This window comes from Streptomyces niphimycinicus, from assembly GCF_018883605.1.
Taxonomy (GTDB): domain Bacteria; phylum Actinomycetota; class Actinomycetes; order Streptomycetales; family Streptomycetaceae; genus Streptomyces; species Streptomyces niphimycinicus.
The window spans coordinates 16,720-29,907 of sequence record NZ_JAHLEM010000257.1; the positions used below are offsets into that span (position 1 = coordinate 16,720).

The 13,188-nt window shown below is 71.1% G+C and carries 13 protein-coding genes; 4 read left to right on the top strand and 9 right to left on the bottom strand.

Going from position 1 to position 13,188, the window contains the following annotated elements:
• Nucleotides 1-63: 63 nt before the first annotated feature.
• Both KN815_RS22990 and KN815_RS22995 read left to right on the top strand, forming a co-directional pair.
• A complete protein-coding gene (locus KN815_RS22990; protein WP_216343828.1) occupies nucleotides 64-774 on the top strand; it encodes a FadR/GntR family transcriptional regulator in 711 nt (236 codons plus the stop codon).
• A 72-nt stretch (nucleotides 775-846) separates the two neighbouring features.
• Nucleotides 847-2,139, top strand: coding sequence for a CynX/NimT family MFS transporter (locus KN815_RS22995; RefSeq protein ID WP_216343829.1), 1,293 nt, complete (start codon nucleotides 847-849; stop codon nucleotides 2,137-2,139).
• 294 nt (nucleotides 2,140-2,433) lie between these two features.
• Here KN815_RS22995 and KN815_RS23000 read toward each other — a convergent pair whose 3' ends face one another.
• From KN815_RS23000 to KN815_RS23035, 8 genes are all read right to left on the bottom strand, one after another.
• Nucleotides 2,434-3,162 (bottom strand): ABC transporter permease subunit, encoded by a 729-nt coding sequence (locus tag KN815_RS23000; RefSeq protein ID WP_216343830.1) that lies wholly within the window; start codon nucleotides 3,160-3,162, stop codon nucleotides 2,434-2,436.
• A gap of 15 nt (nucleotides 3,163-3,177) precedes the next feature.
• Nucleotides 3,178-4,104, bottom strand: a complete 927-nt coding sequence (locus tag KN815_RS23005) for an ABC transporter ATP-binding protein (protein ID WP_216343831.1) — start codon at nucleotides 4,102-4,104, stop codon at nucleotides 3,178-3,180.
• The gene (locus KN815_RS23010; RefSeq protein ID WP_216343832.1) at nucleotides 4,101-5,003 is read right to left on the bottom strand and encodes an ABC transporter permease; all 903 of its coding nucleotides are present in this window, start codon (nucleotides 5,001-5,003) and stop codon (nucleotides 4,101-4,103) included. Before KN815_RS23010 ends, KN815_RS23005 begins: the two co-directional genes overlap by 4 nt.
• Entirely contained in the window at nucleotides 4,993-6,108 is a 1,116-nt protein-coding gene (locus KN815_RS23015; protein ID WP_216343833.1) for an ABC transporter ATP-binding protein, read from the bottom strand. Before KN815_RS23015 ends, KN815_RS23010 begins: the two co-directional genes overlap by 11 nt.
• 115 nt (nucleotides 6,109-6,223) lie before the next feature.
• Entirely contained in the window at nucleotides 6,224-6,787 is a 564-nt protein-coding gene (locus KN815_RS23020; protein WP_216343834.1) for a hypothetical protein, read from the bottom strand.
• A 145-nt stretch (nucleotides 6,788-6,932) separates the two neighbouring features.
• On the bottom strand, nucleotides 6,933-7,547 hold the full coding sequence (pspAB, locus tag KN815_RS23025) for a PspA-associated protein PspAB (RefSeq protein ID WP_216343835.1): 615 nt from the start codon (nucleotides 7,545-7,547) through the stop codon (nucleotides 6,933-6,935).
• Nucleotides 7,548-7,549: 2 nt separating this feature from the next.
• A complete protein-coding gene (htpX, locus tag KN815_RS23030) occupies nucleotides 7,550-8,458 on the bottom strand; it encodes a zinc metalloprotease HtpX (protein WP_216343836.1) in 909 nt (302 codons plus the stop codon).
• A 185-nt stretch (nucleotides 8,459-8,643) separates the two neighbouring features.
• Complete coding sequence (locus tag KN815_RS23035) at nucleotides 8,644-9,552, bottom strand: LLM class flavin-dependent oxidoreductase (protein WP_216343837.1); 909 nt, start codon at nucleotides 9,550-9,552, stop codon at nucleotides 8,644-8,646.
• Nucleotides 9,553-9,785: 233 nt separating this feature from the next.
• On the opposite strand from KN815_RS23035, the gene KN815_RS23040 reads away from it, so the two are divergent.
• Both KN815_RS23040 and KN815_RS52270 read left to right on the top strand, forming a co-directional pair.
• The gene (locus KN815_RS23040) at nucleotides 9,786-10,679 is read left to right on the top strand and encodes an HAD family hydrolase (protein WP_372458441.1); all 894 of its coding nucleotides are present in this window, start codon (nucleotides 9,786-9,788) and stop codon (nucleotides 10,677-10,679) included.
• A complete protein-coding gene (locus tag KN815_RS52270) occupies nucleotides 10,676-11,455 on the top strand; it encodes a DUF4744 domain-containing protein (RefSeq protein WP_372458442.1) in 780 nt (259 codons plus the stop codon). Before KN815_RS23040 ends, KN815_RS52270 begins: the two co-directional genes overlap by 4 nt.
• Here KN815_RS52270 and KN815_RS51585 read toward each other — a convergent pair.
• Nucleotides 11,434-12,273, bottom strand: a complete 840-nt coding sequence (locus KN815_RS51585; protein ID WP_216343839.1) for a hypothetical protein — start codon at nucleotides 12,271-12,273, stop codon at nucleotides 11,434-11,436. The two genes, KN815_RS52270 and KN815_RS51585, sit on opposite strands and share 22 nt — an antisense overlap.
• Nucleotides 12,274-13,188: the final 915 nt, after the last annotated feature.

Below are 13,188 nucleotides of genomic sequence, written 5' to 3' on the forward strand. Positions count from 1 at the left end.
TTGTAGGGTGAAGTTGTAGGATGACTGGGCAATCGGGTGAATCGAGTGAGGGAGCCGAGAGGGATGGCGTTGCGGGCGGCTGGGCGGCAGTCGTTGGTCGACGGCGTGGTGGAGCAGTTGCGGGCGCAGCTCGCCGAGGGTGAGTGGCAGGTCGGCGACCGCGTGCCCACCGAGCATGCCCTCGCCGAGCAGCTCCAGGTCGGCCGGAACACGGTCCGCGAGGCGGTCCGCGTCCTCGTGCACGCGGGGATGCTCCAGTCCCGGCAGGGCGAGGGCACCTTCGTGGTCTCCACATCCGACCCCGCCGAGGTCATGCGGGGTGTGCGGCGCGCCGGGATCCGGGATGTGCTGGAGCTGCGGATCGCGCTGGAGGCGGAGGGCGCGCGGCTGGCCGCGCTTCGACACAGCGCTGACGATCTGCGGCGGATCCGGGCGACGCTGGAGTCGCTCGAGGCGTTCGGGCGGGCCGGGGAGCAGTCCGCGGACGGTCATCATGAGCTGCACGCCGCCCATGATCTGGAGTTCCACACCGCCGTGGTGGAGGCCGCGCACAATGCCGCGCTGAGCGCGACGTACGGCTGGTTCAGCAGCTCGGTGCGCGATGCGCTGGTGGCCTCGCTCGGCGACCGCGAGGTGCCGAGCATCGTCCCCGCCGACCACCGCGCCCTGGTCGACGCCATCGCCTCCGGCGATCCGGCGGCCGCCGAGGCGGCGGCGCGGGCGCTGCTGGAGACGCCGAAACGCGCCATCGAAGCCCTGCTCGCCACCGGCTGAGCCCTCTCTGCGGGCCGCACCGCGAGCCGCACCACCCCCCACCACCCCACCACGACCGGAACGGAGCTCTTCTTGCCACGCCCGCACGCCCCCGGCCCCGAGGCCGAACCCCTGCTCGTGGACGCCGAGACGGATCTGCGGCCGACCCCCGAGGTGGCCGCCGCGCGGCGCACCCTGCGGGCCCACCCCGCCCTTCTCCTGATCGGCATCGTGCTGGCGTCGCTCAATATGCGGGCCGCGCTCGCCGGGGTCTCCCCGCTGCTCGGCGAGATCAGCGGCCACTTCGGGCTGTCCGCGACCATGAGCAGCCTGGTCACGACCATTCCGCTGATCTTCATGGGCCTGGCCTCGCCCTTCGCGCCCCGGCTCGCCCGGCGCTGGGGTACCGAGGCGGTGCTGCTGAGCGCGCTGGCGCTGCTGATCGGCGGCATCCTGCTGCGCGTGGCGCCACCGGTGATGGCGCTCTTCGCCGGGGGCGCCCTCGTCGGCAGCGGGATCGCCTTCCTCAATGTGCTGATGCCGGGCCTGGTCAAGCGTGACTTCCCGCACCGGGCCGCCGGGATGACCGCGCTCTACACCACCTCGATGATCGGCGGGGCGACGGTCTCCGCCGCCTCCGCCGTGCCGCTGGAGAACGCGCTCGGCGGCTGGCGGGGTTCGCTCGCCTCCTGGTCGCTGCTGGCCGTGGTCGCGGCGCTGGTCTGGATACCCCAGACGGTGCTCGCGCGGCGCGGTACGCACCACGGTGAGCCCGCGGCGACGCCCGTGAGGACGACACCGGACGCGGGCCCGCGGCTGAGCCGCTCCCCGCTGGCCTGGCAGGTCACGCTGTTCATGGGGTTGCAGTCGTCGATCGCGTACGTCTGTATCGCATGGCTGCCGACGATCTTCACCGACCACGGCATGAGCAAGAACACGGCCGGGCTGGTCTTCGCGTTCAGCACCATGCTTCAGATGGTCGGTTCGTTCGTGGTGCCCACCCTCGCCGGGCGGATGCGCTCCCAGCGGACGCTGGCCGTCGCGGTCGCGGCGCTGATGGGCGCCGGTATCGCGGGTCTGCTGGTGGCCCCTGTCGCCGGGGCGTGGGTGTGGGCGACGCTGATCGGCGTCGGACAGGGCGGGGCCGTGGGGCTCGCGCTGACCATGATGGTGCTGCGGACCGGGGACGCCCACACCTCGGCGCGGCTGTCCGGAATGGCGCAGACCTGGGGCTATCTGCTGGCCGCGGTGGGCCCGCTGGCGCTCGGCGTGGTGCACCAGACCATCGGCGGCTGGGGGCTGCCGCTCACGCTGATGCTGGCGGTGTGCGGGGTGCTGGCGGTGCTGGGCCTGGGGGCGGGCCGCGACCGCAAGATCCGGTCCTGAGCGGCCGGAGGGTCCTGAGCGGCCCGGAGGGTCCTGAGCGGCCGGAGGGCCGAACGGCCCGAGCCTCGGTCCCGAGCGGCCTCACACCAGGCCACGCGGCCCCCGGATACGCCGCGGCGGCGGCCGTCACGACGACCGCCGCCACCGCGGGGACAACCGGCGGCCGCTCCGCCGTCCCTGCGCGGTGGCGGCCGTAAGGCGTGCACGAACCCCTGGGGCCGGGTCATCAACCCCTGGGGCCGGGTCACCTTGCGTGGGTGGTCACTCCTCCCGCGGGTCACTCGTCGCCGGTGGTCACTCCTCCCCCGCGAGGGTCAGCGTGCGCAGCTTGCGGCCCGCGTACCAGGTCGCGCCCACGGTCACGGCCAGCAGCAGGATGACGCCGGTCGCCAGGCCGACGTCCGACGAGATCACATCGCCGTCCGCGACCTTCTGCCCGATCGCCAGCGCCCACTGCTGAACGCTGAGGGTGCGGGCCCCAGCCACCAGGCTGCCGAAGAACGTCTCCCACACCAGGGCGTAGATCAGCCCCGCGATCACCGCATGCCGGGTCACGGTGCCCAACAGCAGGAAGACGGCGCTGTAGGCGATCGAGGCCACGGCGGCGGCGACGGCGTAGCCGACGGCGAGCTGATTGGCGTTGCCGTTCAGCAGGAAGCCCGCGAGCAGGGTGGGGATGGCGGAGAAGGCGACCGTGACGCCGATCGCCACGATCAGCTTGGTGAAGATGATCGTCGGCCGCTTCACCGGCTTGGCCAGCAGATAGATGACCGAACCGTCGTCGATCTCCGGGCCGATCGCGCCCGTACCGGCGATCACGCCGATCAGCGGGACCATGGTGGCCATCGCGAAGCCGCCGAGGACCGAGTCGGCCGTCGCGTCGTCCGTTCCGGTCAGCAGCCGTACGGCGAGCGAGATCAACAGCAGCAGACCGGGGAGTGTGAAGAGGATCAGCGCCCGGCGGCGGCCGAGCAGGGCCCGGTAGGTGAGCCGTGCGACGGTGGGGTGGTAGAGCGAGGACATCGCTGTGGGCTCCTTTCAGGCCGCGACGAGGTAGGAGAAGACGCTTTCCAGGGACTCGTCGGAGGGCGAGACCGTGAGGAGCCGGATGTGCTGGTCACGGGCGACCCGGGGCAGCAGTTCGGTGAAGCGGGCGAAGTCGACCGCCTGGATGTGCAGTCCGCCGTCGGCGCCGGTGCTCGCGTCGACCTGGATACCGGTGGTCGACGGGTCGGCGATCAGGGCGGCCGCGAGCGCGCGGTCGTCGCTGGACCGTACGAGATAGCGGTGCGGACGGTCCGTCATCAGCCGGCGGATCTTGCGGAAGTCGCCGGAGGCGGCGTGCCGGCCCGCGACGATCACCTCGATATGCGCAGCGAGCTGCTCGACCTCCTCCAGGATGTGCGAGGAGAACAGCACGGTGCGGCCCTCCTCGCCCATCCGCCGCAGCAGATCCATGAGCTGCATCCGCTGCCGGGGGTCCATGCCGTTGAACGGCTCGTCCAGGAGGAGCACCGACGGCTCGTGCACCAGCGCGGAGGCCATCTTCACGCGCTGGCGCATGCCCTTGCTGTACGTGGCGATCTTCCGGGAGCCCGCGTAGTCCATCTCGACGGTGTCGAGCGCCTTACGGGCGGCACCACGCGGATCGGGCAGCCCGTGCAGCTCGGCGTTGGCGATCACGAACTCGCGGCCGGTGAGGAAGTCGTACATCGCCTCGCGCTCGGGGACGATGCCGATGTGGCGGTAAGCCTCCTCATTGCGCCAGATCTGGGCGCCGTCCAGGGTCACGGACCCGGTGGAGGGGGCCAGGAAGCCGCCCATCATGTTGATGAGGGTGGACTTGCCCGCGCCGTTGGGGCCGAGGAGCCCGGTGACACCGGGGCCGATGTTCATGGTCACGTCGTTGACGGCCACGACGTTCCCGAACCAGCGGGAGACGTTGTCGATGGCGATCGTGGTCACAGGCCGACCTTTCGGTAGCGGCGCATCAGCAGCCCGTACGAGCCGGCGATCAGGCCGAGGAGAACGAGGACGTAGACGAACCCGGTTCCGGTGCCGGGGCCGACCCCGCCGGGGAAGGAGGAGGTGGCACCGAGGAAGGCCGTCTGCACCCCGTCGATGATGGTGATCGGCGAGAACAGCCCGATCCAGCTCACCGGCCCGGAGTTGCCCTGGTCCCACGCGATGGCCTGGACGGCGGAGACCGCGCCGTAGGAGATGGTCAGCAGGGCGATGACGGCGGCGACGCCGAAGCCGCGGCGCGGGGTGAGCGCGGCGACGACCAGGCTGATGCCGGCGAAGAGAAGCGAGAGCAGAGCCACGGAGATCAGTCCTTGTGCGAAGCCCTTCGTCTGATCGGCGAAGTCCAGCTTGGCGAGCAGTGCCCCCACATAGAGGATCAGCAGGGGCGCGCCGGTGAGGATGAACAGCGACGAGGCCATGGCGGCGAACTTGGCCACCACATAGTCCATCGCTTCGATGGGCCGCGAGAAGTAGAGCGGGACCGTCTTGAAGCGGAGGTCCCGGGAGACGGACTGCGGCGCCTGGGACGCGGTGTACAGGCCGATCACGGCCTGGAGCATGATCGCGTAGCGGGTGTACTCGACGGGGAGTTTGTCCACCTTGGTGGCGATGGCCACCGCGACGATGATCGCGGCGGGCGCGCACATCACGGCGAACAGCAGCATCGGCGCGACCTTGGACTTCGCCGAACGGCCGAGGCCGTAGGCGCCGCGCAGGCTCTGGGAGAAGAGCGAGCGGCGGGCGTAGGCGCGGCCGAGGCGCGGGCCGTCGTAGTGGCGGTAGCCGATGTTGTGAATGACGTCGGCACGCTGCTGCTGGGTCACGGTCTCAGGCGGCATCGACGGCACCTCCGTTCCCGTGTGCGCTTGCGCCGGCCGGTCCTGCGGGCTTCGTCATGCCGTCCGGGGCGTTCGATGCGTCCGGAGCGTCCGGAGCATGCGATGCGTCCGGAGCGTGCGATGCGTCCGCATCGTCGTCGGACCGGAAGATCTCCGCGATGCGATGGCGGCGCTGCTCCATGCGGACCAGGCCGAGACCGAGGTCGGCGATGGTGTCGCGGACCGTGTCGTACGTCTCCTCGCTCGCGACGTCGACCAGCAGCACATGGTCGGAGCCGGGCGTCCCGTCGGCGTCGCGGCCGGCGGGCTGGACGGTGAGCCCGGCCCGGTCGAGGGCGGTGCGCAGCGCCTTGGTGCCGTCCGGGTGGTCGGTGGTATCGGTCACCTCGACCGCGAGCGAGGCCGTCGCCTGGGTGAAGTCACTGGTGGAGCTGGAGCGGAGCAGCTTACCGCCGTCGATCACCACGACGTGGTCGCAGGTGCGCTCCAGCTCACCGAGCAGATGCGAGGTGACCAGGACCGAGATACCGAAGTCGGTGTGCACGCGGCGGATCAGCCCGAGCATCTCATCGCGGCCGACCGGGTCCAGGCCGTTGGTCGGCTCGTCCAGCAGGACCAGGCGGGGGTCGTGCACCAGCGCCTGGGCCAGTTTGACCCGCTGCTTCATGCCCGTGGAGTAGCCGCCCATGGGGCGATATCGCTCCTCGTACAGCCCGACATGGCGCAGCGTGTCGGCCGTGCGCTCACGGGCGGCGGAGGGCGGCAGCCCGGACATGCGCGCCATGTGGACGACGAACTCGGTCGCCGAGACATCGGGCGGCAGACAGTCGTGCTCGGGCATATAGCCGACGCTTTCGCGGATGGCGCTGCCGTCCTTGGCCACGTCGAGACCGAGCACGGAAGCGCGGCCCTCGCTGGCGGGAGACAACCCGAGCAGGATCTTGATCAGCGTGGACTTACCGGCGCCGTTCGCACCCACCAGGCCAGTGACTCCTGGTGCGATGTCGACGGACAGCCGGTCGAGCGCGGTGACGCGGGGGAACCGCTTGCTCAGACTTTCGGTGGCGATCACAGTCACATGTTCGACCGTAGTGGTGTCAGCCACCGGCGGCGTCACTCCAGACGGTGGGATTCCCCTCGTCCTCGGGTCTGACGCGCCCGTAGGGGACAGACCCCGATGGGCGGGGGTTACCCAGGGTATCCACAGGTATTCCGGGGGCCTATGCCCGGTGTGCCGCCGGTGTGAGCCGCGACCGCGCCCATCCCGGGTACCACGCGGTGAACAGGGCCGGAAGGACGAACCCCGCGAACTGGACCGCCAGCGCCGCCACCATGCCCAGACCGGCGGAGATCACCACGACCATGGCCGCGGCGGAGAGCGTGAAGGCGGTGGACCAGGCGCGGGTGATCACCACATTGATCCGCTTGAACACATAGGTGTCCCACACCTCGGGCGGCGCCTGGCGGCGGGCGACACCGGTGGTGAAGGGCCGCCCCACCGCGAGCGTCGTCCAGGCGGTGACGGCGAGCCAGCTCAGTGCCAGCGCCCCGATGTAGTCCTTGAGCATGCTGTCCGGCCGGGCGAAGGCCCAGATCGTCAGCGCGGTGAAGAACGCCACCGTGCTGCACTCCAGGATGAGGGCGTCGGCCGCCATGCCCGCCTTACGGGCCCGCACCAGCATCGCCCCGCCCAGCACCAGCCCGGCCAGGGCGCCCCACTGCCAGCCCAGTGTCGACACGACCGCGAGGGCGATCCATGGGATGAAGCCGCGCAAGTAGTTCATTCGGCCCTCCCCCGGGCGTCAGGTCACCTTCCGGCATGCGATGTCGAAGGTAGAAGGTGCCCCGCGAGCCCATTCCTATGCCTGAGGGCCCGTCCGGTCCATGGATTCGCCTTCGCCCGGGGGGAGTTGGGACGGATCACAGACCCTAGAGACCCGGGGCGCCCCAGACCGGGAACCAGCGGCTCAGATCCTCCTCGATCCGCAGATCGTCCCCGAGCAGCGCCCGCACCTGGAGTTCCAGCGCGTTGTCCCGCTTCTCGGTGGCGCCGGGCAGCGGCGCGAAGGGGTAGAAGGTGCCGCGCTTGTAGAGATACACCAGCGCGAGCGAACGGCCCGCCGGGTCCTGGAAGCCGATCAGCGAGCACAGCAACTGAGGGCCGAACCCGCCGTCCTGGAGCAGCGAATTGACCGCGTGCAGATCGTTCACCAGGGAGGGCACATCGTCCGGCGGCTGCCGGGCCAGCAGCCAGGTGTAGCCGTACGCGTCCTGGCTGAACTCCACGGGCACCCCGCCCCGGCCTGCGTCCGCGTCCGCGTCTGTGGCCGCTTCTGCGTCCGCGTCCAGCAGGTCCCGCACATCCCGCTGAACCTGGGAGAAGGCGCCGCCCTCCACACTCGCGAAACAGACCGAGCCCCGCCCGGTCGCGGTGAACCCCGCCCCCGCCTCCAGGCTGACCGCGGCCCCCGGGAGCCCGAAGAGCCGGTCGAGGTCGGGACGTACCGGCTTGCTGCGGCCCAGAATGGCGTCCAAGATCCTCACGCTCAGTCCCTTCCCGCCTGGCCGAGCTGGGTGGAGATGCGGGCGAGCTGGTCGAGCCGCCGCTCCAGCGTCGGATGCGAGGAGAACAGCCGGCTGACGCTCTCCCCGGAGAGCGCGGGCGCGAAGAAGAAGGCGTTGAACGGCTCGACCTTGCGCAGATCCTGGGTCGGGATCCGGGCCATCTGCCCCGTCACCTTGGTCAGCGCGGCGGCGAGCGCCGAGGGGCGCCCGGTCAGCAGCGCGCCGGCGCGGTCGGCGGACAGCTCGCGATAGCGGGACAGCAGCCGGGTCAGCAGAAAGCTGATCGCATAGACCACGGCGCTGATCAGGGGGATGAGCAGCACCGCGATGCCCACGTTGTTGTTACGGCTGCCCCGGCTGAGACCGCCCCACAGCGCCGCGCGGGTCATGATGCCCGCCAGGACGCCGAGGAAGGAGGCGATGGTCATGACCGCCACATCGCGGTGTGCCACATGCGACAGCTCATGGGCCAGCACGCCCTCCAGCTCCTCCGGCTCCAGCCGCCGGAGCAGCCCCGTGGTGGCGCACACCAGCGCGTTGCGCTGATTGCGGCCGGTGGCGAAGGCATTCGGTACATCGGTGTCGGCGATGGCCACGCGGGGCTTGGGCATGTCCGCGAGGGCGCACAGCCGGTCCACCGCACCGTGCAGCTCGGGGGCCTGCTGCGGGGTGACCTCCCGGGCGCCCATGCTGAACGCCGCGATCCGGTCGCTGAACCAGAACTGCGCCACGAACAGCCCTCCCGCGATGATCACGATCAGGGGCCAGGCGCCCTTGAAAACGGCGAGCAGCACACCGATGAAGACCACATAGAGCAGCCCGATGAAGAACATCGTCGTGACCATGCGAGTGGTCAGCCCCCGGTCCGGGGCATAGCGGGTATGCGGCATGGGATGCCTCCCGAGTGACGCGACGCCAAAGGCTCTATACCCGATTCTGCCGCTTATAGGGCGATCTGCGTCGTGCCTTTATTCAGTTATCCGGCGATCCGTGCCGCGCCCGCTATCCGGCTACCCGCGCCGCCCGCTATCCGGCGCTCCCGTGCCACCCGTTACCCGGCGCTCCGTGCCGCCCGTTATCCGGCTATCTGTGCCGCGCCCTCCGTGGCGATCTTCTCGAAGGTCCCGAGGTCGGCCGCGAAGATCGAGTCGGGGATCGGCCAGTGCAGCACGATCTCGTCGATGCCCAGCTCGGCATGGCGCCCGGCGAAGTCCACGAAGGCGTCCACCGAGCTCAGCGGCCCGGTGGCCTCCGGGGTGAACCCGGTGAGCAGGATCTTGCCGAGGTCGCCGGTGTCCCGTCCGGCCTCCGCGCACGCCTGGCCCAGCCGCTCGATCTGACCGGCGATGGCGGCCACCGAATCGGCCGGGGTGCCCGTCTCGGCGATCTTCGGGTCGCCCGTGGTCACCCACGCCTGGCCGTATCGCGCCGCGAGCCGCAGCCCGCGCGGCCCGGTGGCGGCCACCGCGAACGGCAGCCGCGGCCGCTGCACACAGCCGGGGATGTTGCGCACCTCGTGGGCGCTGTAGTGGGTGCCCTCGTGCGTGACCACATCGTGGGTCAGCAGCCGGTCGAGCAGCTCGACGAACTCGCCGAAGCGGTCCGCCCGCTCCCGGGGCGACCACGGCTCCTCGTCGCCCCGCAGCAGCGCCGTCGCGTCGAAGCCGGAGCCGCCCGCGCCGATGCCGAGGGTGATCCGCCCGCCGGACACGTCGTCCAGCGTGATCAGCTCCTTGGCCAGCGTCACCGGATGCCGGAAGTTCGGGGAGGTGACCAGGGTGCCCAGCCGCAGCCGGGAGGTCGCCGCCGCGGCCGCCGTCAGCGTGGGGACCGCCCCGAACCAGGGACCGTCGCGAAAGCTGCGCCAGGACAGGTGGTCATAGGTGTACGCCGCGTGGAAACCCAGCTCCTCGGCGCGCTGCCATATCTCCCGGCCTCGCTCGGACCAGCGGTGGACGGGCAGGATCACGGTGCTCACTCGCATAGGGCGAGCCTAAGCGGCGGGTATGACAACGCCGTACCGAGATCGGCGCCGTACGGAGATCAGCGCGCCGCACGGAGATGAGCGCGCCGCACCGAGATCAGCGCCGCACCGAGATCAACGTCGTAGCGGCGGGGCCCAGGAACGCCCGGGACGGCGCCACTGGACGCCCGGGACGGCGCCCGAGGACCCATCCGAGCACAGCCCCGGCACCACCGAGCGGCATATGCGGGAGGATGGTTGCCGTGACTCCTGCGACCGAGCGGCCGAACACCCCGGCCCCAGAGCCTTCCCGCCCCGCCCCGGCCCGGCCCCGACTGATCGCCACCGACCTCGACGGCACCCTGCTGCGGGACGACAAGACGGTCTCCGACCGCACCGTGGCGGCGCTCGCGGCGGCCGAGCGGGCGGGCATCGAGGTGTTCTTCGTCACCGGCCGCCCGGCCCGCTGGATGGACGTCGTCAGCGCCCATGTGCACGGCCATGGCCTGGCGATCTGCGCCAACGGCGCCGCCGTGGTCGATCTGCACCAGGGCGGGCTGCCGATCGAGGTCCGCCCGCTCGCCGCCGACCAGGCCCTCGCCGTCGTGGAAACGCTGCGCGAGGCGGCCCCCGGCACGTCCTTCGCGGTCGAGCGCAGCGGCGGGATCTTCTACGAACCCGAGTACCCGCCGTTCAACCTCGACCCGGGCGCGATCGTCGCCCCCGCCGAGAAGCTGCTCCACGACGGATTCGCGCACGCCGACTCGCCGGTCCTCAAGCTGCTCGCCCACCACCCCGAGCTGGTGCCCGACGCCTTTCTCCAACTGGCCCGCTCGGTGGCCGGGGACTATGGCGACTTCACCCGCTCCAGCCCGTCCGCCCTGCTGGAGGTCAGCGGGCTCGGGGTCAGCAAGGCCAGCACGCTGGCCCGGTGCTGTGCCGAGCGCGGGATCTCCGCCACGGAGGTCGTGGCGTTCGGCGATATGCCCAATGACCTGGAGATGCTGATGTGGGCGGGCACCTCGTACGCGATGGCCAACGCCCATCCGGATGTGCTCGCCGCGACCACCCACCGCACCGGCGCCAACACCGAGGACGGCGTCGCCGCCGTCATCGAGCGGATCGTCGAGCGGATCCTGGCGGACTGAAGCGCACGCGACCGCCCGCCCCCGGCCGTGGGGCCGGGGGCGGCGGTTCGCACGACCGCGTTTACGGTTCGCACGACCGCGTTTACGGTTCGCACGACCGCGTTTACGGTTCGCACGACCGCGTTTACGGTTCGCACGACCGCGTTTACGGTTCGCACGACCGCGTTTACGGTTCGCACGACCGCGTTTACGGTTCGCACGACCGCGTTTACGGTTCGCACGACCGCGTTTACGGTTCGCACGACCGCGTTTACGGTTCGCACGACCGCGTTTACGGTTCGCACGACCGCGTTTACGGTTCGCACGACCGCGTTTACGGTTCGCACGACCGCGTTTACGGTTCGCACGACCGCGTTTACGGTTCGCACGACCGCGTTTACGGTTCGCACGACCGCGTTTACGGTTCGCACGACCGCGTTTACGGTTCGCACGACCGCGTTTACGGTTCGCACGACCGCGTTTACGGTTCGCACGACCGCGTTTACGGTTCGCACGACCGCGTTTACGGTTCGCACGACCGCGTTTACGGTTCGCACGACCGCGTTTACGGTTCGCACGACCGCGTTTACGGTTCGCACGACCGCGTTTACGGTTCGCACGACCGCGTTTACGGTTCGCACGACCGCGTTTACGGTTCGCACGACCGCGTTTACGGTTCGCACGACCGCGTTTACGGTTCGCACGACCGCGTTTACGGTTCGCACGACCGCGTTTACGGTTCGCACGACCGCGTTTACGGTTCGCACGACCGCGTTTACCAGAAGAAGACCAGGTAGCCGTTGCCGCCGGCGGTACCGGGGGCGCCCGCGCTGCCCGGGGTGTTGCCACCGGGGCCGCCGACGCCGCCGTCGCCACCCGCGCTGGTGTTCGTCGGGGGCAGCTCGACGATGCCGTCGACCGCGTCGCCGCCCGCGCCGCCGTCGGCACCGGACGCCCCGTTCTCACCGGTGCGGTTCACCGTGGACAAGCTGTTGCAGGCGCCGGTGCCGCCGGTGCCTCCGTTGCCCGGAATGCCCGGAGCGGCCGAACCACCGGCACCGCCCGCGCCGCCCGTGCCGCCACCGGCGATGAGCTGGGTGCCGCTGGTGGAGACCAGGGTCGTCGCGCCACCGTTGCCACCAGTGCCACCGGCGCCGCCGGCACCGCTGGTGCCGGTGCCGCCGGGACCGGAGGTACCGGCGCCGCCACCGGTGCCCAGGTCCACCGTGTAGGTGGCGAAGGGCGTCACCGGGATGACGCACCAGGTGAAGCCGCCGGAGCCACCGCCACCGCCGGTGCCGCCGGGACCGGTCAGCGTGGCGCTGGCGCCGCCACCACCGCCGCCGCCACCGCCGCCCGCTCCCCACGCCTGGATGTGCACCGAGGTGACGCCCGCGGGAGGCGTGAAGGTGCCGTCCGTGGTGAACTCCTGGACCCCGTGGATGATGGACGGCGGCCGCGGCGGCTTGGGCCGGCCGCCCCCCAGCGTGTCGTCCGCCTGAGCGGCGGGTGACATGGTCAGCACCTGGCCGGTGAGGCTCGCCGCAGCAAGGGTGGCGAAGAGGACCCGACGGCGCGTCCGGGATCGCTTGGGAGTGGGACTCTGACTGCTCACGTCATGACTTCCTTCCCCGCGGTCGGGCCAACATCTGTCGCGGAGTGCGATGGGGTACGAAGGTCCGAACGGCCCGCGAGGCTCATCCCACCGTCGGCCACCACGCCCCGCACTCCGACGGCGCGTTAGTTGGCCCGCTTAGGTGAGGCGTTGGGCCGGGCGAGCGACAACCAGCGCCCCACACCGGCCAGCCGGGCATCACCCTCACCCGGCGACGAGCCGTCACGAACGCGGCAGACGCGGTGCCGCCGCCGGACGGAAGGCAGCGTCGGGCGTACGGCAGACGCAGGCGCACAGCGGCGAGGCGCACAGCCGCCCTAGCGCAGAGCGGCGTTAGGCATACGGCGGCGTCAAGCGTGCGGCAGACGCAGGCGTACGGTCGCCGTCAGGCGCACAACAGGGTCCGGCATACGGCGCCGTCAGACGCGCGGCCGCGGTCAGACGCACAACGGCGTCAAGCGCACAGCGACGTTAGGCATGTAGCGGCGTCAGGCACAGAGCGGGCACGGCGCACGGCCGCCGTCAGACGCACAGCGACTTAGGCACACGGCGCCGTCAGGCGTGCGGAGACGCAGGCGCACGGCCGCCGCCAGGCGCACCGCAGACGGCAGACGCACGGCGGCGTCACGCGCACGGCAGACGGCGGAAGGCAGACGGCAGACAGCAGACGGCAGACGGCAGACAGCAGACGGCAGACAGCAGACGGCAGACAGCAGACGGCAGACGGCAGACGGCAGACAGCAGACGGCAGACAGCAAGCGCACAACGGAGTCCGGCGTGCGGCGCCGTCAGGCGCCCCCGTTCGGTAGCGGCGCCTCCCACACCACCGCCGTACCGCGCCCGTCCTCCCCGAGCCCGGGGCCGACGCCGCTCGACCCGCCCAGCGCCTCGGCCCGCCGCACCAGGTTCGTCAGA

Excerpts from the sequence above, each read along its gene's own strand:
- KN815_RS23040 (WP_372458441.1), top strand. The coding sequence starts at position 9,786 with ATGGTTGCCGTGACTCCTGCGACCGAGCGGCCGAACACCCCGGCCCCA.
- KN815_RS22990 (WP_216343828.1), top strand. The coding sequence starts at position 64 with ATGGCGTTGCGGGCGGCTGGGCGGCAGTCGTTGGTCGACGGCGTGGTG.
- KN815_RS23010 (WP_216343832.1), bottom strand. The coding sequence starts at position 5,003 with ATGCCGCCTGAGACCGTGACCCAGCAGCAGCGTGCCGACGTCATTCAC.
- KN815_RS23020 (WP_216343834.1), bottom strand. The coding sequence starts at position 6,787 with ATGAACTACTTGCGCGGCTTCATCCCATGGATCGCCCTCGCGGTCGTG.
- htpX (WP_216343836.1), bottom strand. The coding sequence starts at position 8,458 with ATGCCGCATACCCGCTATGCCCCGGACCGGGGGCTGACCACTCGCATG.
- KN815_RS23000 (WP_216343830.1), bottom strand. The coding sequence starts at position 3,162 with ATGTCCTCGCTCTACCACCCCACCGTCGCACGGCTCACCTACCGGGCC.
- KN815_RS23035 (WP_216343837.1), bottom strand. The coding sequence starts at position 9,552 with ATGCGAGTGAGCACCGTGATCCTGCCCGTCCACCGCTGGTCCGAGCGA.